21 protein-coding genes and 1 pseudogene are annotated in these 17,386 nt (G+C 37.0%); all 22 read left to right on the top strand.

The features are described 5' to 3' along the window. Nucleotides 1–47: 47 nt before the first annotated feature. The 22 genes and pseudogenes from ACZ42F_RS05000 (at nt 48) to ACZ42F_RS04895 (ending at nt 17,322) form a co-directional block, all read left to right on the top strand. Nucleotides 48–338: a hypothetical protein gene (locus ACZ42F_RS05000; RefSeq protein WP_464279980.1), complete on the top strand. Its 291-nt coding sequence runs from the start codon at nt 48–50 to the stop codon at nt 336–338. Nucleotides 339–343: 5 nt separating this feature from the next. Continuing rightward, complete coding sequence (locus ACZ42F_RS04995; protein ID WP_464279979.1) at nt 344–1,042, top strand: MltA domain-containing protein; 699 nt, start codon at nt 344–346, stop codon at nt 1,040–1,042. Next, nucleotides 1,035–1,658 carry a DUF4254 domain-containing protein gene (locus tag ACZ42F_RS04990; protein ID WP_464279978.1) on the top strand — a complete coding sequence of 208 codons (624 nt, stop codon included), beginning with the start codon at nt 1,035–1,037 and terminating at the stop codon, nt 1,656–1,658. Before ACZ42F_RS04995 ends, ACZ42F_RS04990 begins: the two co-directional genes overlap by 8 nt. Nucleotides 1,659–1,667: 9 nt before the next feature. After that, nucleotides 1,668–3,093, top strand: a pseudogene (gene gatB / locus ACZ42F_RS04985) (Asp-tRNA(Asn)/Glu-tRNA(Gln) amidotransferase subunit GatB). Nucleotides 3,094–3,097: 4 nt separating this feature from the next. Continuing rightward, the gene (mtnA, locus tag ACZ42F_RS04980; protein WP_464279977.1) at nt 3,098–4,126 is read left to right on the top strand and encodes an S-methyl-5-thioribose-1-phosphate isomerase; all 1,029 of its coding nucleotides are present in this window, start codon (nt 3,098–3,100) and stop codon (nt 4,124–4,126) included. Between the two features lie 13 nt (nt 4,127–4,139). After that, a complete protein-coding gene (locus tag ACZ42F_RS04975) occupies nt 4,140–4,937 on the top strand; it encodes a sulfide-dependent adenosine diphosphate thiazole synthase (RefSeq protein WP_029966379.1) in 798 nt (265 codons plus the stop codon). A gap of 7 nt (nt 4,938–4,944) precedes the next feature. Then, entirely contained in the window at nt 4,945–5,478 is a 534-nt protein-coding gene (locus tag ACZ42F_RS04970) for a GTPase (protein ID WP_464279976.1), read from the top strand. A gap of 11 nt (nt 5,479–5,489) precedes the next feature. Next, a complete protein-coding gene (locus ACZ42F_RS04965) occupies nt 5,490–6,251 on the top strand; it encodes a GTPase (protein ID WP_464279975.1) in 762 nt (253 codons plus the stop codon). Between the two features lie 20 nt (nt 6,252–6,271). Further along, complete coding sequence (locus ACZ42F_RS04960; RefSeq protein WP_464279974.1) at nt 6,272–7,192, top strand: branched-chain amino acid transaminase; 921 nt, start codon at nt 6,272–6,274, stop codon at nt 7,190–7,192. Continuing rightward, the gene (dnaX, locus tag ACZ42F_RS04955; RefSeq protein WP_464279973.1) at nt 7,192–8,343 is read left to right on the top strand and encodes a DNA polymerase III subunit gamma/tau; all 1,152 of its coding nucleotides are present in this window, start codon (nt 7,192–7,194) and stop codon (nt 8,341–8,343) included. The genes ACZ42F_RS04960 and dnaX overlap by 1 nt, the downstream gene beginning before the upstream one ends. A gap of 154 nt (nt 8,344–8,497) precedes the next feature. After that, a complete protein-coding gene (locus tag ACZ42F_RS04950; RefSeq protein ID WP_029966369.1) occupies nt 8,498–8,800 on the top strand; it encodes a YbaB/EbfC family nucleoid-associated protein in 303 nt (100 codons plus the stop codon). Between the two features lie 2 nt (nt 8,801–8,802). Then, nucleotides 8,803–9,411 (top strand): recombination mediator RecR, encoded by a 609-nt coding sequence (gene recR, locus ACZ42F_RS04945; RefSeq protein WP_029966367.1) that lies wholly within the window; start codon nt 8,803–8,805, stop codon nt 9,409–9,411. A gap of 11 nt (nt 9,412–9,422) precedes the next feature. Continuing rightward, nucleotides 9,423–9,968 carry a pyruvate ferredoxin oxidoreductase subunit gamma gene (locus ACZ42F_RS04940; protein ID WP_029966364.1) on the top strand — a complete coding sequence of 182 codons (546 nt, stop codon included), beginning with the start codon at nt 9,423–9,425 and terminating at the stop codon, nt 9,966–9,968. Next, entirely contained in the window at nt 9,946–11,253 is a 1,308-nt protein-coding gene (locus tag ACZ42F_RS04935) for a TIGR04013 family B12-binding domain/radical SAM domain-containing protein (protein ID WP_464279972.1), read from the top strand. Before ACZ42F_RS04940 ends, ACZ42F_RS04935 begins: the two co-directional genes overlap by 23 nt. Before the next feature lie 76 nt (nt 11,254–11,329). Further along, the gene (locus ACZ42F_RS04930; protein WP_029966353.1) at nt 11,330–12,364 is read left to right on the top strand and encodes a hemolysin family protein; all 1,035 of its coding nucleotides are present in this window, start codon (nt 11,330–11,332) and stop codon (nt 12,362–12,364) included. Between the two features lie 2 nt (nt 12,365–12,366). Beyond that, a complete protein-coding gene (locus ACZ42F_RS04925) occupies nt 12,367–12,762 on the top strand; it encodes a cytochrome c maturation protein CcmE (RefSeq protein ID WP_029966351.1) in 396 nt (131 codons plus the stop codon). A 133-nt stretch (nt 12,763–12,895) separates the two neighbouring features. Then, on the top strand, nt 12,896–14,695 hold the full coding sequence (locus ACZ42F_RS04920) for a heme lyase CcmF/NrfE family subunit (RefSeq protein WP_464279971.1): 1,800 nt from the start codon (nt 12,896–12,898) through the stop codon (nt 14,693–14,695). Nucleotides 14,696–14,698: 3 nt separating this feature from the next. Then, nucleotides 14,699–15,310 carry an ABC transporter ATP-binding protein gene (locus ACZ42F_RS04915; RefSeq protein ID WP_464279970.1) on the top strand — a complete coding sequence of 204 codons (612 nt, stop codon included), beginning with the start codon at nt 14,699–14,701 and terminating at the stop codon, nt 15,308–15,310. A gap of 1 nt (nt 15,311) precedes the next feature. Further along, nucleotides 15,312–15,977 carry a heme exporter protein CcmB gene (locus ACZ42F_RS04910; RefSeq protein ID WP_464279969.1) on the top strand — a complete coding sequence of 222 codons (666 nt, stop codon included), beginning with the start codon at nt 15,312–15,314 and terminating at the stop codon, nt 15,975–15,977. Between the two features lie 2 nt (nt 15,978–15,979). Then, nucleotides 15,980–16,642: a cytochrome c biogenesis protein gene (locus tag ACZ42F_RS04905; protein ID WP_464279968.1), complete on the top strand. Its 663-nt coding sequence runs from the start codon at nt 15,980–15,982 to the stop codon at nt 16,640–16,642. A gap of 3 nt (nt 16,643–16,645) precedes the next feature. Further along, nucleotides 16,646–16,777 carry a CcmD family protein gene (locus ACZ42F_RS04900; protein WP_464279967.1) on the top strand — a complete coding sequence of 44 codons (132 nt, stop codon included), beginning with the start codon at nt 16,646–16,648 and terminating at the stop codon, nt 16,775–16,777. Beyond that, nucleotides 16,777–17,322, top strand: a complete 546-nt coding sequence (locus ACZ42F_RS04895) for a tetratricopeptide repeat protein (protein ID WP_464279966.1) — start codon at nt 16,777–16,779, stop codon at nt 17,320–17,322. The genes ACZ42F_RS04900 and ACZ42F_RS04895 overlap by 1 nt, the downstream gene beginning before the upstream one ends. The last annotated feature ends 64 nt before the right edge of the window (nt 17,323–17,386 follow it).

Raw genomic sequence — 17,386 nt, 5'->3', positions numbered from 1 at the left:
CTACTAAATTACAAAGTGAAAGTTTATCTTTTACTCCAGCTATAAAAGTGGCCTTAGAGCGTCAGGAAGCTTTTTTAAAAAATAAAGACCCAGAAGCAGTAGCTTTAAATTTAGAACAACTAAAAGTTACCTATCAAGACTTACTCAATACTGTTGTTACCTTAAAGGAAAACCTGGAGCTTATTGAAGACAACCCTGAATATTTAGCAAAACTCTTTGATATTTATCTGCTTTCCAGTAATACCTTGCTTACTGGCTATTATGAACCATGGCTTGAAGCGAGTTATGAAAAAAAGGAGAGTATTTCTATCCCATTTATAGGCTTCCTGCTGATTTAAAGGTTTTGGATTTAGAGCAGTTTCATCCTCGTTTTAAAGGAGAAACAATCTATTATCGAATTGAAGGAAATGAGGTATTACCTTATTATTCCAGGAAAGAAATAGACAAGGGGGCCTTGGCAGGAAAAGGATTAGAAATAGCCTGGGTTAAGGATAAGATAAAGTTATTCTTTTTACACATTCAAGGGTCAGGGCGGCTTATTTTCCCCGATGGAAAGGTAAAGCATGTGCTTTATGCAGGCAAAAATGGATTACAATATGTTTCTATTGGCAGGTTGTTAGTGGAAAAAGGTCTATTAAAAAAAGATGAAGTGAGCATGCAAAGTATTTATAGAGTATTAAAGGATAATCCCTTGCTCGTAGATGAAATACTGCAGGCCAATCCCAGCTATGTCTTTTTTAAACTGGCTGAGGAAGGACCTTTTGGCTGTATAAACCAGCCGTTGACTCCCTGGGTGAGTGTAGCTAGTGATAATAGCTTCGTACCCTGGGGTGGTGTCCTTCTGGTAGAAGGAGTTTTGCCTGGATTAGTGGGCGATAAGTTTTTTACGTCTCTTTTGGCTGTGCAGGATACAGGGGGAGCAATTAAGGGAGAGCACTTGGATCTTTTTTGTGGTTCAGGCTGGGAAGCTGAGTTTGTTGCTGGACGACTACAACATAGAGCCAGGGTGTACTTGCTGTTGAGGAAAGGAGAAAATGACTAGAGAAGAATTTAAGGAAATTTTAACTCAAGCCATATCCAGACAAGAAGAATATACTTCTAAATGGCATGAAAAGGATATTGAACTTGATTTAAGCAGAAATGAAGAAGGTTTAGATTTTTTAGAAATAGTTTTAACTGAGCATGCCTGTAATTTTAAATTATGGCATGTGGAAGATAAGGCTAGAAGAAAGGATGTAGATGATAGTGTTATAGCTAATTGTAAACGAGAAATAGACAAATTAAACCAGCTTAGAAATGATTGGATGGAAAAGATTGATTTATGGATTGTCAACAATATTGTTCCCTATTTACCTAAAGTTAAAGAGAAAAAATATAACACAGAGACTATTGGTTCTATAATGGATAGACTATCTATCTTGAGTTTAAAAATATATCATATGCAAGAACAGACCTTAAGAGATGATGTTGGATTAGAACATATAGAAACTTGTAAGCATAAACTTTCTGTATTAAAAGAGCAGCATTTTGACCTTAAAAAATCTTTAATAGAGCTTGTAGAAGATTATTTTTCAGGTTTAAAAGTGCCTAAGGTGTATTTTCAATTTAAAATGTATAATGATCCAAATTTAAATCCAGAGCTTTATAGTGCTAAATAGGGGGAATAAATGGAATTTGAGAGTGTTATTGGTTTAGAAGTACATGCTCAGCTAAAGACCAGGAGCAAAATTTTTTGTTCCTGCTCCACTTCTTTTGGCCAGGAACCCAATAAGAATACCTGTCCTGTATGTACCGGGATGCCTGGGGTATTGCCAGTTTTAAATAAAAAAGTAGTAGAATATGCAGTAAAAATGGGGTTGGCTGTCAACTGTAAGATAAATAAATACTCTATTTTTGCCCGCAAAAATTATTTTTATCCTGATTTGCCCAAGGGATATCAGATTTCTCAATATGAACTACCCATTGCTGAAAAGGGCTATCTTGTGATTCAGACTCAAAAGGGAGAAAAAAGATAGGTATTACTAGAATTCATATGGAAGAGGATGCAGGAAAATCTATCCATGGAAGTGGGGATGGTCTTAGTTTTGTGGATTTAAATAGAACTGGAGTTCCCTTGCTGGAAATAGTTTCTGAGCCTGATTTGCGCTCTCCAGAAGAGGCAGTCGCCTATTTAAAGGCCTTGCGTTCCATTTTGCTTTATTTGGAAATCTGTGATGGCAATATGGAAGAAGGTAGTTTTAGATGCGATGCCAATATTTCCATCAGACCCAGGGGAGAGTCCAGGTTTGGCACCAGAACAGAAATAAAAAACATGAATTCCTTTAGACACGTGCAAAAGGCCTTGGAATACGAAATTGAAAGGCAAATAGATTTAGTCTTAGATGGTAAAGAGGTAGTTCAGGAAACCAGGCTCTATGACCCGCAAAAGAACATTACCAAATCCATGCGCAGTAAGGAAGAAGCCCATGACTACCGCTACTTTCCTGACCCAGATTTGGTTCCTCTGGACCTGGAGGACAGCTGGATAGAAGAAATAAGAGCTTCTCTGCCTGAACTTCCTCATGTGCGTTATAAACGCTTTTTAGCTGAATACGGTTTAAGTGAAGATGAGGCTTTGACCTTGACCAGTGAGAAAGAACTAGCTGATTTTTTTGAACAAAGTATTGCTTTGGGGGTGGAGCCTAAAAAGGCCTGTAATTGGATTTTATCAGAGGTTTTAAGGCTTTTAAATGAGAAAAAGATTGGCCTTTCTCAATCCAGGTTTACTCCAGAGTTGTTTTTTAAGCTGCTGGGATTAATTGAGAAAGGCGTTATTAGTGGTAAGATTGCCAAAAACATTTTTGAGCCAGTGTTTATGGAAGGTCTTGACCCTGAAAAATATGTAAAAGAAAAAGGCCTGATACAAATTTCCAATACTGGTGAACTGGAAGGTATTGTAGAGGCTATCCTGGCTAAATTCCCTCAAGAAGTGGAGCGTTTTCAACAGGGAGAAAAAAGCTTCTGGGCTTTTTTGTAGGCCAGGTAATGCGTGCTACTCAAGGAAAGGCCAATCCACAACTGGTGAATTCTCTTTTATTGAAAAAAATGGGGTAAAAAGATGGAGCATATTTTCTTTAAGCCAGAAGAGCCTGTTTTGCGTTTATTAGATCAGCGCTATTTACCCGAGCGAGAAGAGTGGTTTGAAGCCAGGAACCTGGAAGATGTCATTTATAGTTTACAGGAAATGGTGGTTAGGGGTGCTCCAGCTATAGGGATTACTGCGGCCTATGGCTGCTGCCTTTTGTTAAAGGAAGTAGAGGCTTATGCAGATTGGCAGGAAAAACTACTTAAGGGATTAAATCTATTAAAAGCTGCTAGACCCACAGCTGTAAATTTGACCTGGGCGGTGGATTTTATGTCTAAGAAATGGGAAGAGAAAAAAGAACTTTCTGCTTCAGAGCTTTATGGCCTTTGGGTCCAAGAAGCCCTGGCCCTTCACCGCTTGGATATAGAGATTAACCGAAAAATGGGTTCCTGGGGCGCCAAATTATTGGAAGATGGCGATGTGGTAATGACCCATTGTAATGCTGGAAGCCTGGCTACCGGAGGTTTTGGTACAGCCCTGGGCGTGATTCGAGCTGCCATTGAAGCAGGGAAAAAAATAACCGTAATTGCCAATGAAACCAGACCCTTTTTACAGGGAGCAAGGCTTACTGCCTATGAGCTACAAAAGGACAATATTGAGGTCATTGTGGCCTGTGATAATGCCTGTGGTTTTTTGATGCAGCGGGGAAAGGTAAGTAAAGTCATTGTAGGTGCAGATAGAATTACCAGTAAGGGAGATGTGGCCAATAAAATTGGCACCTATAGCGTGGCTGTTTTGGCTAAAAAACACAACATCCCCTTTTATGTTGCAGCACCCTTGTACACCATAGACCCTTATACGGTAAAAGGAGAAGACATTCCCATAGAGGAACGAAAGCAAGAAGAAGTAACCCATATCCAAGGTAAGAGAATAACTCCTGCAGGAGTAAAGGTCTTTAACTACGCCTTTGACGTTACTCCTGCTGAACTGGTCTCAGGTATAATTACTGAAGAAGGTGTGTTTTCCTATCCTTATGATTTTAGTTTTTTGAAAAATAGATAAAAAGGAGAAGAGGATGAGTTTAGACGAAAAGATTATTTCTGAAGCTATCATTAGTAAATATTTTGAAGATTTTAAGCGTTGCCTTAATCTGGATGTGGCCATTGTGGGTGGTGGTCCTTCTGGGCTTACTGCAGCTTATCATCTGGCCAAAGAGGGCTTTAATGTCGCTCTTTTTGAACGCAAACTCTCCATTGGCGGTGGCATGTGGGGAGGTGGAATGACCTTTAATTATATTGTGGTACAAGAGCAAGGAAAGCAGATTTTAGAAGAAATGGATATTATCTGTGAAGAATATAAGCCTGGTTATTATGTGGTGGATGCTGTACTGGCTACTACTACTTTAGCTTCCAAGGCCTGTAAGGCTGGAGCTAAAATCTTTAATTGTATGAGTGTGGAAGATGTGGTGATTAGAGAAGAGGGTAAGGTAAAAAGGGTGGCTGGCCTGGTGGTAAATTACAGCCCAGTGGAAATAGCCGGTCTACATGTAGATCCCTTGGTTTTGGAAACCAAATTCGTTATAGAAGCCACTGGCCATGATACAGAGGTTTTGAAGACTTTGGTGCGTAAAAATGATATTAAACTTTTTACTCCTTCTGGTGGTATTGAAGGAGAAAAGTCCATGTGGGCTGAAGTGGCTGAAGAAAATACCTTAAAAAATACCAGAGAGGCTTTTCCTGGTATTTATGTCTGTGGAATGGCAGCTAATGCCTGCTTTGGTTCCTATAGAATGGGTCCTATTTTTGGCGGAATGTTGCTTTCAGGAGTTAAGGTAGCTGAGGAAATTAGTACACGTTTAAAAGAGGGAAAATAGGAAAAGTATGCTACCTTTAGTTGTAATTTTAGGGCGTCCCAATGTGGGCAAGTCCACTTTGTTTAATCGGCTTATCAGGGAAAACAAGGCCCTAACTCACGACCGGCCAGGAGTGACCAGAGATAATATCTACGGAGAAGTGAAACATGAGCAGGGTGTGTTTTCCCTGGTAGATACAGGTGGTCTTATTCTGGAAGGAGAAGAAGAACTGGAAAAAGAGGTTCTGGCTCAAGCTGAAGATGCCCTGGCAGAAGCAGATCTGGTGCTTTTTGTGGTGGATGGAAAAGATGGTCTGACCCCAGCAGATAAGGATGTTGCTAATTTGTTAAGGCAAAGTGGCAAAAATACTTTGCTAGTAGTAAATAAGGTGGATGGATTAGAGCAGGAAGATGTATTACTGGCTGACTTTTATGGCCTTGGTTTTCCTTTGATAGCTGTTTCTGCTGCGCATAGGTATAATGTTTCTAATTTATTAGAAGAGATTATCCAAAGGTTACCTTTTTTAGGTGAGAGTGAAGAGAAAAGGAAGAAGAAGGCCTGAAGTTATGCGTTTTGGGGCGTCCTAATGTGGGGAAATCCTCTTTGATTAATTATTTTGTGGGAAGAAAAAAACAAATCGTTAGTTCTATTCCCGGAACTACTAGAGATTGTGTTGACATAAAAATAGAAAAAGATGAGCAGGTGTATATCTTTGTAGATACTCCAGGAGTAAGAAGGCGTACTAGTATAGAGGATAAGCTTGAGCGCTTTAGTGTCTTAAAAGCTCTAAAAACAATTAAAAGAGCAAATGTTGTTTTGCTATTAATAGATGCTTTAGAAGGTGTTTGTCATCAGGACAAAAAGCTTATTTCCTTTTTAGAAAGGGAAAGCATACCCTTTATAGTAGTAGTAAATAAAATAGATCTATTAGAGGAGTATGAGCTTAAGCAAAGAAAAGAAGAGATAGCTTATGAGCTCCGTTTTTGTAACTATGTGCCAGTAATATATACTTCTAATGTTACTAAAGCTGGCTTGGGTGGGCTTTTACCTTTAGTGCATAAACTCTGGTCTAAATGTGGAACCCGTATTCCCACTTCTCACTTAAACAAGTTGTTAAGGGAAGTGCACAGGCATCAGCCGCCTCTGGGAAAAGGAAGAAGGCTTAAATTTTATTATGTAACCCAGACTGGGACTAATCCTCCAGAGTTTGTCTTTTTTGTGAATGAACCTAAGGGGATAAAACCCAGTTATAAAAGGTTTCTGGAAAATAGATTGAGAAAATTATTTAATTTGGAGATGGTGCCCTTAAAGATTTATTTTAGGGCGAGGAGTTAATTTAAATAAATGGAGGCCTTATGATAAGCGCAGAAAAGATCTGGTTTGATGGGAAGTTAATTCCCTTTGCTGATGCCAAGGTGCATGTTTTAACCCATACCTTGCACTATGGAGTTGGGGTATTTGAAGGAATCAGGTGTTATAAGTGCGTGGATGGGAGTTTAGCTGTATTTAGGTTGGAAGAACATGTGGAAAGACTGTTTAATTCTGCTAAAGCTGTGGAGATGAAAATACCCTTTTCTCCTAAGGAGGTAGAAGAGGCTATTATTGAAACCCTAAAAGCCAATAAACTGGAAGAAGGTTATATTCGTCCTTTGGCCTTTATTGGTCAGGGTGGTATGGGAGTGTTTCCTGGGAAAAATCCTGTCCATTTAATCATTGCTGTGTGGCCCTGGGGAGCTTACCTGGGAGAAGAGGCCTTACAAAAGGGAATTAGAGTTAAAACCTCTTCTTTTACCAGGCATCATGTAAATATTATGATGACCAAGGCCAAAGTGTGTGGTAATTATGTCAATTCTGTGTTGGCCAAACAAGAAGCCATAGCTGATGGTTATGATGAGGCTTTAATGCTGGATCCTGAAGGGTATGTGGCTGAAGCTACTGGAGAAAATATTTTTATTGTAAAACACAGTAGGATAAAAACTCCTCCTTTGGATTCTATTTTACCTGGTATTACCAGAGATTCTTTAATTACTCTGGCCAAAGACATGGGGTATGAAGTGGTAGAGCAGCGTTTTACCAGAGATGAGCTGTATGCTGCTGATGAAGCCTTTTTCTGTGGAACTGCGGCAGAAGTTACTCCTATTCGGGAAGTGGATAGGAGGCAGATTGGACAGGGGCAAGCTGGACCTATCTCTTTGTTATTGCAAGCTGAATATTTTAAGATTGTTAAGGGAGACAATTTAAAATACGCTGGTTGGCTGACCAAATTTGAAATCTAATGGCTGAACAACTAACTGCTAAATATCGTCCCCAGTGCTTTGCTGAGGTTGTTGGACAAGACCCTATAAAAAAAGCGCTTTCAAGGGCTGCTCAAGAAGATAGAGTAGCCCCAGTTTATCTTTTTAGTGGCACCAGGGGAGTGGGTAAAACCACCTTGGCCAGAATTTTAGCCAAGGTGGTTAATTGCACCAAGGCACCTACACCTGAACCCTGTAATGAGTGTGCCAGTTGTATGGCCATTACCAAAGGTACTTCTCCTGATGTTTTGGAGATAGATGGAGCTTCTCATACTGGAGTAGACCATGTGCGCAAGTTAAGGGAAGATGTTTTTTTACCGCCCTTAAACTCTCGCTATAAAGTAATTATCATTGATGAAGCTCATATGCTTTCTAATTCTGCCTTTAATGCCTTATTAAAGACCCTGGAAGAGCCACCTAAACACTGTATTTTTATTTTTGCTACTACAGAAGTGGAAAAATTTCCCATCACTATTGTTAGCAGATGCCAGCATTATACCTTTAAGTCTCTTACCCAAAGAGAAATTGAAGAGCATTTAAAAAAAGTTTTAAAAAAAGAACAAATAGAGTTTGAACCAGAAGCTGTAGAACTTATTGCTAAAAAGGGAAATGGTTCTATTCGTGATGCCATGTCTCTTTTGGGGCAGGTGTTGGTTTTTTCTGAAAAGATTCTTCAAGCCAAGGAGGTAAGACTTCTCTTAGGCCTGGCTGGAGAAGAATTTTTTGAGCAGATATTTAAAAGTATTTTTAACAGTGATTTAGAAAGGTTGCATAATATAAGTGAAGAAATTAGAGAAAGTGGCCTGGACCTTTCCTTTTTTTTAAAAGAGTTTATTAATTACTGGCGTAATTTATTTCTTCTTTCTCAGTTAGGTAAAAAAGCTAGTTCTCTTGTTCCATGGAAGGGAGACTCTCTGGAGTTCTGGTTAAAAGTAGCCCAGGCTTTTGGAGAAAGCAGGATACATTTAAGCTGGCAGATGGTTTTAGAGGAGGCAAAAAGTATTTTAAAAGGGACAGATCCCATTCTTGCTTTAGAGCTGGTACTTTTTAATTTGGCTTATTTGCCCAAACTTGTACCTGTTAGGGAAGAAAACTTATCCTTAGAGGTTGAAGCAGAAAAAAAAATGAAATAAATAATAGAACTATAGATAGACAAATAGAGAATAGAGAAAATAATACAGAAAAAAATTTTCGAGAAAAGGTAAAGTCTCATCCCTTGGTCCACAAAATTTTAGAAGAATTTGATGCTAGAATAGTGGAAATAAGAAAATTAAATGGAGGAAGTAAATGAACGATTTAATACGTCAAGCTCAGATGTTACAGAAAAAAATGCTTCAAATGCAGGAAGAACTAAAGAATAAGGTGGTAGAGGCTTCAGCTGGCGGAGGTATGGTCCAGGTAAAGGTAAGTGGAGGGCAGGAAGTTTTAGAAATTAAAATTGATCCTACAGTAGTAGATCCCAATGATGTGCAGATGCTGGAAGATTTAGTCCTGGCAGCGGTTAATGATGGTTTGAAAAAGGCCAAGGAAATGGTTCAGAGTGAAATGTCCCAGCTTACTGGGGGACTGAATATCCCGGGATTGTTTTAGCAATGCTTAAACATTTACCTGCTCCTTTACAAGAGCTTTGGAAGGTCTTTACTGGTTTTCCCGGGATTGGCCCTAAGAGCGCTTTACGGATGGTTATGGAAATCTTAACCTGGCCAGAAGAAAAGGTGCAAAATATTGGCAAAATTATTCTTACTTTTAGAGAAAAATTAAAACCTTGTGTTCATTGTGGATTGTTAAGCGAAGAAGAGGAGTGCTCTATTTGTAGAGATCCCAGTAGAGATGCTAGTTTACTTTGTGTAGTAGCAGATTTAGATTCCTATTTAGTTTTAGAAGAGGCTGGTTTTTATAGGGGAAAGTATTTTATTTTGGGTGGTCTTTATAATCCTTTAGAAGATAAGGAGTTAAAGGGCATAAACCTAGAAGGCTTACGCAAACGGCTTGCTGATCCTGAGTTAAAAGAATTGATTTTGGCTTTGGGCGCCACCGTTGAAGCTGAAAATACAGCCTCTTACATAAAAAATATGGTCAGCAGAGACTTTTCTCATTTAATTTTAAGCAGGTTAGCCCAGGGTATTCCCCTGGGAGCGGAAGTCAAGTATATGGATCAAGAAACCTTGAAACAATCTTTAAATTTTAGGCAGAAAATTTAGGAGTAGAAATGATGTTGGAGATTAGAATTCATGGACGAGGTGGGCAAGGAGGAGTAACTTCAGCTGAGCTTTTGGCCAAGGCTGCCATTGATAAAGGCAAATATGCTCAAGCATTTCCCAGTTTTGGCCCAGAAAGAAGAGGTGCTCCTGTAGAAGCCTTTGTCAGGGTTTCAGATGAGCCCATAAAGATTAGAGAGAAGATTTACGAACCAGATGTGGTTTTGGTGCTGGATCCTACTTTATTGGATGTGGTTAAAGTAGATGCTGGACTTAAGGAAAAGGGGTTGGTGGTAGTTAATACTCCAGAACAAGCTGAAAGCGTGAAGAAAAAATATAGCTATCCCCGTTTAGCCCAAGTGGATGCTCTTAAAATTGCCTTAGAGACTTTGGGGGTACCCATTACTAATACTACCATGTTGGGAGCTTTGCTTAAGGCTACCAACTTACTTTCTCCTGCAGATATGGAAGGAGTTTTAATGGAAAGGTTTGGGGCTAAGTTGGGACCTAAAAATTTTGCTGCTCTGCAAAAAGCTTTTGAGAATACAGTTGTCCTTTAAGCCAGGAAGATCTTCTTCCTGGCTTTCTTTTCTATGTCTGAAGTTTCTCTTTTTCTGGTCCAATAATTTAAATCGTTATAGTATAAATGCTCTTTTAGGAGCACTGGAAACTTTTAAGCTACTTTCCTGGTGTAAGGTTCATTTTTTTAAAAATATAGAAGAGATAGAGTTATCTTTAGAAAAAGAAAAAATAATTTTTTGTTTCTCTTTTTCCTCTTTTAATCTTTTGACCGTAAAAAGTACAATAGATTATTTAAAGAAAAAGTTTCCCACTGCACTTTTTCTTGCTGGTGGACCTCATCCCACAGGAGATTATAAAGGTACTTTAGATTTAGGGTTTGATTATGTTTTTTTGGGTGAGGGAGAAAAAAGTTTTCCTCTTTTTATTAAAAATTTTATAGAAGATAAAGAGCTAAAAGATATTCCTGGTATAGCCTTTAAACAAAAGGGAAGATTGGTAAAAAACAAAAAGGAACTGATAGATTTTAATTCTTATTTACCCTTTAGTAAACAATTAAAACGCTTTGGTCCTCTGGAAATTACCAGGGGTTGTCCTTTTGCCTGTAAGTACTGTCAAACTTCTTATATTTTTGGTCCAAAGGTAAGACACAGGTCTTTAGAAGTCCTTTTGGAGTGGGTAAGGTTTTTTAAACAAAAAAAATTATTGGATTTTAGATTTATTACTCCCAATGCTTTAGCTTATGGCTCTAAGGACGGAAAGGAAGTTAATCTGGAAGCAATTGAAGAATTACTGGCTAAAGTAAAAGAAATAGCTCCTCAGGGTAGAATTTTTTTTGGTTCCTTTCCTTCTGAAGTCAGGCCTGAGCAGGTTAGTGTCAAGAGTTTAAAGGTGCTTTCCAGATGGGTGGACAATCAAAATCTGGTGATTGGGGCTCAATCTGGAAGTGATAAAATCCTGGAATTAAGTGGTAGAAAGCACACGGCTGGAGATGTGTTAGAGGCAGTTAAGCTGGCTAGAAAATTTAACTTTTTACCAGTGGTGGATTTTATTTTTGGCCTACCTCAAGAGTCCTGGGAAGATGAACAAAAAAGCATTTTGTTGATGCGTCAAATTGTGGAACTGGGAGGTAAGGTGCATGCCCATACCTTTATTCCTTTGCCAGGCACACCCTGGGCCCGCAAACCCGCAGGCAAAGTAAGTGCTCAGATGAGAAGGGAGATGACCAGTCTTATTGCCAAAGGTTTGGGCTTTGGTAATTGGGAAGCCCAGGAAAAGGAAGCCAGTAGGTTGGCTAAATATTTTCAAACCAGGAAGTTAGAATAAAATAAGGTTAAAAGGTAAATTTGGTCCAGAGGAGAAACTTGCTCTTCTAATGGTTTTAAGCTAACTTCTCTTCTCCATGCTAGACCTAATTTTAGCTTTCTTTTTGGCTGTCTTTGTTTCTGCTCTCTGCTCTGTGGCTGAAGCTGCCCTTTATTCCATTTCTTGGGGAGCTGTGGAGAAATTAAAGGATAGAAGCAAGAGAGCAGGCAGGATTTTAGAAGACCTTCGAGCTAATATAGAAGAGCCTATTAGTGCCATTTTGACTCTAAATACCATTGCCCATACTGCGGGTGCTGCTATTGCAGGTGCTGCTGCTGTAGAAGTATTTGGAGAAGGGAGTATTTTTTTATTTTCCCTGGTTTTTACCTTTGTAATTTTAGTCTTCTCTGAAATTATTCCCAAAACAGTAGGTGTAGTATATAATGATAAGATTATTCCTTATATAGTATATCCTCTTTATGGTCTTATTGTTGTGTTTAAACCTATCATTAAATTGTTCAATATTTTTGTATATTTTATTGAAAAGAATAAAGATAAATGTAAAGCTACAGAGGATGATTTAATCGCAATTTTAAACTTAGGTAGAAGGTCTGGAATTATAAAACCTTATGAAGAAACTTCTATTCAAAATATTTTAAACTTAGATAAAAAAAGAGTGAGTGATATTATGACTCCGCGTACAGTTATGTTTACTTTACCCGTAAATATAACTGTGCAGGAAGCTTTTGAAAAGAAAAAAATTATTCCACATAGTAGAATACCTGTGTATGATAAGGATCCTGAAGATATTGTTGGTATTGTTTTAAGAAGGGATCTTCTTTCTTCTTTGGCTAGTGATAAACATAATTTGACCCTGGATAAAATTATGAAACCTGTGCAGTTCATACCTGAAAGTGTAACTTTGGATAGGCTGCTGGTGAAACTTTTGGAAACCAGGACTCATCTTTTTATTGTTTTGGATGAGTATGGCGGAGTGGCCGGCTTAGTTACCCTGGAAGATGTGCTGGAAGAGATTTTGGGTAAAGAAATCATTGACGAAACAGATGAAGTGATAGATATGCGAGAGCTAGCTAGAGAGAGAAGAAAAAAAATTATTGGAACAAGGGAATAAGAATGAAAAAGAATTATATTTTGGCTTTTTTGCTGATTTTAGGTGCAATTATTTATCTGGGAGTAAGTGCTTTAAAAGAAGATAAGGTCTATTTTTTAAAAGTGTCTGAAGCCGTGGCCATGGGATTGGATAAGATTGACCAGGCCAGGCTCTTTGGCCTGGTAGAGGCAAAGGATTTTAAGCAGTCTAAGAGTAAGTTGGAAGTAAACTTTTTACTGGCAGATAAGGAAAATAAGGAAAAAGTTATTCCTGTTTATTATCAAGGGGCCTTACCTGATACCTTTAAGCCAGGAGTGGAAGTGATAGTAGAAGGAAAAATGAATCATCAAAGTAATATTTTTGATGCCACTTTGATTATGACCAAGTGTCCTTCTAAATATAAAAAGAAGAATAATTAAGCTTATAAGTCTGTTTTTGACTATTTCACTTGTTTAATTAAGTAAGGAGATATTTTATGCATTATGTAGCTTTTTTTCTTTACTTCTATCTTTATTGATAGGAATACTTGGAGGAGGTATAAGTATATATTTTTTGCTTGTTAATCAAGGTGAAGAAATAAAGTTAAGTTATCTAGAATTATGTCAAAAACTAATTACAGCTACTGTATTATTATCCTCATTTATTTTATTTTATGCCTTGGCAGTAAAAGACTTTTCTTTTTCTTATGTCCATGATTATACGGATAGCTTTTTACCGCTTTTTTATAGACTCAGTGCTTTTTGGGCTGGGCAAGATGGCTCTTTTTTGTTTTGGTTATTGTGTATTGCTTTACTGGGAGTTTTCTTTATTTTTACTCCCACCTATAGAGAAAATTTAAGGGATCGAGAAAAGATTTTATTCTGGGTATTTTACTTTTTGATTGAAGCTTTTTTTCTTTTGATGTTAACTGGTCCTAGTAATCCTTTTTTAAAATTGGATCCTGCTCCTGTAGAAGGAAGAGGTCTAAATCCACTCTTGCAAAATGTGGGAATAATTTTTCATCCTCCTTTGCTTTTTTTAGGTTATGCAGGGTTTACTTTACCTGCCTGTCTGGCCTTGGTCTTTTGGTTGGAGGGGAGGTATAAAGACTGGTTCAGGCCTATTCGTAATTTAACTGTTTTAGCCTGGGTCTTTTTGACCATTGGTATTTTGCTGGGTGGTTGGTGGTCTTATATGGAGTTGGGCTGGGGAGGGTATTGGGCCTGGGACCCTGTTGAGAATGCTTCTCTTATTCCCTGGCTTTTTGCCACTGCCTATCTACACTTATCTCTTATTAGTAGAAGGAAGAAGACCTTATATAAAACCAGTTATGCCCTGATACATTTAAGTTTTCTTAGCTGTATTTTTGCCACTTTTTTGGTTAGAAGTAATGTAGTGGAATCTTTGCATGCCTTTGGCAGTACAGGAGTGGGCACTCCTTTAGTGGTTTTTATGATGGTTTACTTAGGAATAGTTATTTTAAATCTGTTTGTTAAAGTTTCTTCTAAATCTCTAGATGAAGTGTGGTCCAAGTCTGGACTTTTATTTATTACTTCCTGGATACTTATATTTATAGGAATAATTATTATTATGGGAACTATGTGGCCTGTTATTTCTAAACTTTGGTCCAGTAGCCCCATTGGATTGGATGCAAAATTTTATAATAAGGTTTGTTTGCCTTTATTTGTCTTAATTAGTATCGTCCTTTTCTTTTGCTTTTTAATTAACTGGCAAGGAAGTTTAAAAAGTAAAACTTTATCTTTTGTTGCTATGCTTTTAGCCTTGGGCTCTATTGGTTTATTTTACTTTTTAGGTTATGCTAATCTTCTTTCTTTATTGGCTATAGGAGTTTCTATTGGCTTAATAGGTACAGTTTTGTTTAGCTTATTTAAAGAAAAGCTTTATAAAAATATTTCTTTTTTGGGAGTTTATGGTTTGCATTTAGGACTGGCTATTTTAGTAATAGGTGTAGCTTTATCTGGACCTTTTAAACAGGAGAAAGAATTAATTTTATCTCCCCAAAAAAAGGTGGCATTTAGTAATTATGAACTGCATTATGAGGATTTAGTGCAAAAAGAAGAGCCAGGGATAAAGATTTTTGAGGCCAAATTTAAACTTTATAAACAGAAGAAATATTTAGGAGAATTGCTGCCTCAAAAAAGACTATATGCTCATTTTGAACAGCCTTTTGTAGAAGTGGATACTTATCCTTCTTTAGGTCAGGAAGTGTATATTAGTTTACTGGGTTTTGATGAAGATAAAAATGTAAGTATTAAGGTAAGTCTAAATCCAGCTATTAACTGGGTATGGATTGGAGGAAGTATTTTATCTTTATTTGGGCTTTTGGCTGTATTTAGGAAGCAAAAAATATAAATTATGTTGCTAGAGCTTAACAATATTACGCATTTTTTTGGAGAGCGTTTAATTTTCAAGAATGTTTCTCTAGAGTTGTTTCCAGGTAAGATTTATATGCTAAGAGGTGCTAATGGCAGTGGAAAGTCTACTTTGCTTAAAATTATAGCAGGTATTTTAAAGCCTACAGAAGGGAAGGTAATATCTTCTACTCCCAAATATAAAGTAGGTTATTTGGCCCATCAGCCTTTTTTATATTCCTATTTGACAGCAGAAGAAAATCTGGATTTTTTCGCTACAATTTATGGTCTAAAACTTAGTAAACAAGCTTTATTGACTTATCTGGAGGAAGTTGGACTTAAGTTTTTTGCGCGAGAAAAGGTAAAGAATTTTTCCCGGGGTATGAAGCAACGTTTAAATTTAGCCAGATTGTTTCTATGTAAACCAGAGGTTATTTTGTTGGATGAACCAGAAACAGGTCTAGATAAAGAATTTCAAGCAAAATTGAGAGAAAAAATTACCTTTTTTAAAAAAGAGGGAAAATTGGTGATTTGGATTTCTCATTTAGAGAACTTTTCTGCTTATGATTTTGAGCTCTCTATTGAAAACAAAGAACTCAAAATAAAGGAGCATTGATTTGTCTTTTTGGGCTCTGGTTAAAAAAGATTGCCAGCTTATCTTTGGAAGGAGCAGTGTTTTTGTCCAGGCTATTTTATTGGGATTATTATTGATATTTATTTTTAGCCTAGCCAAACCAATAGGTGAGAGAATAACTCCTAATCAAGCAGCTTCCATCTTCTGGATATCTACTGTTTTTGCTTTGATTTTGATTTTTAATTTTATTTATTTTTTAGAAGAAGAAAGTAAAATGCAAGATGCCTTATTGCTTTCACCTTTAGCTAGCCAAAATATCTGGTTGGCCAAATCCTTAAGTGGTTTAACGGTTACTCTGGTTATTCAACTTATTTTTTCAATAGCCATTTTTGTGTTTTTAGAGCAAAGTGTTGTTCAGTTTTCTTTTTTAGCCCTGGCTATTTTTTTATCTATTGATTTAGGTTTAGTGCTGGTAGGTTCTTTACTGGGAGCTTTGTCTCAAGGACATGAATTAAGAGAGTCCTTTTTATCCATAATTATTTTTCCTTTATTGGTTCCCTTAGTGCTTGCTGGTGTAAAGACAGGTAGCTGGTTTCTGGGAGAAGTAAATATTAGTTTGTCCTCCTGGATGAAAATAGTGTTTTCTTTTGATTTAATTTACCTGGGAAGTGGATATATTTTATTTCCCTTTGTGTTTAGTGGAGAATAAATATGTGGTTATTAGTTGTTATATTCCTATTTTCTTTAATAATAAATCAGTGGATGATTTGGTTTTATGCTCCAGTGGAAGCAACTCTAGGTATAGTACAAAAAATATTTTACTTGCACTTACCCTTTGCCTGGTGGGGAATGTTTAGTTTTTTTCTAGTTTTTTGCTTTTCTTTACTGTTTTTGTTTAAAGCAAAAGAAAAATATAGTTTGCTTAGTGTGGCCAGTGCAGAAATTGGAGTGCTTTTTTCCGGACTGGCTCTGGTAAGTGGCTCTATTTGGGCCAAGGCTAGTTGGGGTGTTTGGTGGACCTGGGACCCCAGGCTTACCACTACTTTAGTAATGTGGTTTCTCTATTCAGCTTATTTGTTACTCCAAACTTTAGATTTACCTCTGGTTAGAAAAAGAAAACTATCTGCTGTGTTAGGTGTAGTTGCTTTTTTAGATGTACCTCTGGTCTTTTTTTCTGCTAGAATCTTTAGAAGTATTCACCCTGCTGTGTTTGCTTCTAGGGAAGGTGGTCTTCCTGAGGAAATGTTTTTTACTTTGCTCTTTAGTCTGTTTACTTTTTTCTTTCTTTGGATTTTTTTGTTTTCTTTTCGTTATAAGCAGTTAAAGTTAAAAAATAAACTAGATGGTCTCTTTTTAGAACTTATAAAGGAGTAAAAGATGAAATATATTTTTTTAGCTAATATTGTGGTTTGGATAGGTATAAGTGGGTATTTACTATTTCTTTTTAGAAAACATAAGAATATAGAAAATAGACTGTTTGAATTAAAAATGATTAAAGAGGAAGAATAATGTTTATAAAAAAGCAAACTTTAATAATTATTTTAGCAAGTTTTATTGTTATTTTTGGAGCTTCTTTAGCTTATAGAATAGCTAATCCTAGCTTGACCGTAAAGACTGTAGATGAAAGTATGCAAAACAGTCCTATGGGTATGGTTGTTGCTCTGATGCAAAAGGTCAGTAAAAATCCTAAGGATATAGAATCCTTAAGAAAACTAGCCCTTGTATTTATGGAACTTAAAAGCTGGGATAGAGCTATAACTTTTTGGACTAAGGTTTTAGAGATAGTTCCAGAGGATAAGATGGCTTTGAGCCAAATTGGTTTTTGTTATTTTCAAAAGAAAGAATATTCTAAAGCGGCTAATTATTATGAGCAAGTAATCAGCTTGGAGCCAACTAATTATATAGTAAACTATAATCTGGGGGTTATTTATAGGAATTTTCTTAATGAACCTGCTAAGGCCAAAGTGTACTTGGAAAATGTTCTTCAGAGTAAAGAGGCAGAAGAGGAGGTTAAGAAGGAAGCAACCAAGCTTTTGGAGGGTATTTCTAATTGACAGGGAAAAAGCTTTAAGGTTAAGAATGTTAGCTATCGTTTTAAAACTCTAATCGGGTAAAACA

Source organism: Desulfonauticus autotrophicus, assembly GCF_055381725.1.
Note: the sequence above shows the minus strand (reverse complement) of the source record. Positions and strands in the feature narration are given on the sequence as shown.

Excerpts from the sequence above, each read along its gene's own strand:
- ACZ42F_RS04990 (WP_464279978.1), top strand. The coding sequence starts at position 1,035 with ATGACTAGAGAAGAATTTAAGGAAATTTTAACTCAAGCCATATCCAGA.
- mtnA (WP_464279977.1), top strand. The coding sequence starts at position 3,098 with ATGGAGCATATTTTCTTTAAGCCAGAAGAGCCTGTTTTGCGTTTATTA.
- ACZ42F_RS04975 (WP_029966379.1), top strand. The coding sequence starts at position 4,140 with ATGAGTTTAGACGAAAAGATTATTTCTGAAGCTATCATTAGTAAATAT.
- ACZ42F_RS04970 (WP_464279976.1), top strand. The coding sequence starts at position 4,945 with ATGCTACCTTTAGTTGTAATTTTAGGGCGTCCCAATGTGGGCAAGTCC.
- ACZ42F_RS04960 (WP_464279974.1), top strand. The coding sequence starts at position 6,272 with ATGATAAGCGCAGAAAAGATCTGGTTTGATGGGAAGTTAATTCCCTTT.
- dnaX (WP_464279973.1), top strand. The coding sequence starts at position 7,192 with ATGGCTGAACAACTAACTGCTAAATATCGTCCCCAGTGCTTTGCTGAG.
- ACZ42F_RS04950 (WP_029966369.1), top strand. The coding sequence starts at position 8,498 with ATGAACGATTTAATACGTCAAGCTCAGATGTTACAGAAAAAAATGCTT.
- recR (WP_029966367.1), top strand. The coding sequence starts at position 8,803 with ATGCTTAAACATTTACCTGCTCCTTTACAAGAGCTTTGGAAGGTCTTT.
- ACZ42F_RS04940 (WP_029966364.1), top strand. The coding sequence starts at position 9,423 with ATGTTGGAGATTAGAATTCATGGACGAGGTGGGCAAGGAGGAGTAACT.
- ACZ42F_RS04930 (WP_029966353.1), top strand. The coding sequence starts at position 11,330 with ATGCTAGACCTAATTTTAGCTTTCTTTTTGGCTGTCTTTGTTTCTGCT.
- ACZ42F_RS04925 (WP_029966351.1), top strand. The coding sequence starts at position 12,367 with ATGAAAAAGAATTATATTTTGGCTTTTTTGCTGATTTTAGGTGCAATT.
- ACZ42F_RS04915 (WP_464279970.1), top strand. The coding sequence starts at position 14,699 with ATGTTGCTAGAGCTTAACAATATTACGCATTTTTTTGGAGAGCGTTTA.
- ACZ42F_RS04905 (WP_464279968.1), top strand. The coding sequence starts at position 15,980 with ATGTGGTTATTAGTTGTTATATTCCTATTTTCTTTAATAATAAATCAG.
- ACZ42F_RS04900 (WP_464279967.1), top strand. The coding sequence starts at position 16,646 with ATGAAATATATTTTTTTAGCTAATATTGTGGTTTGGATAGGTATAAGT.
- ACZ42F_RS04895 (WP_464279966.1), top strand. The coding sequence starts at position 16,777 with ATGTTTATAAAAAAGCAAACTTTAATAATTATTTTAGCAAGTTTTATT.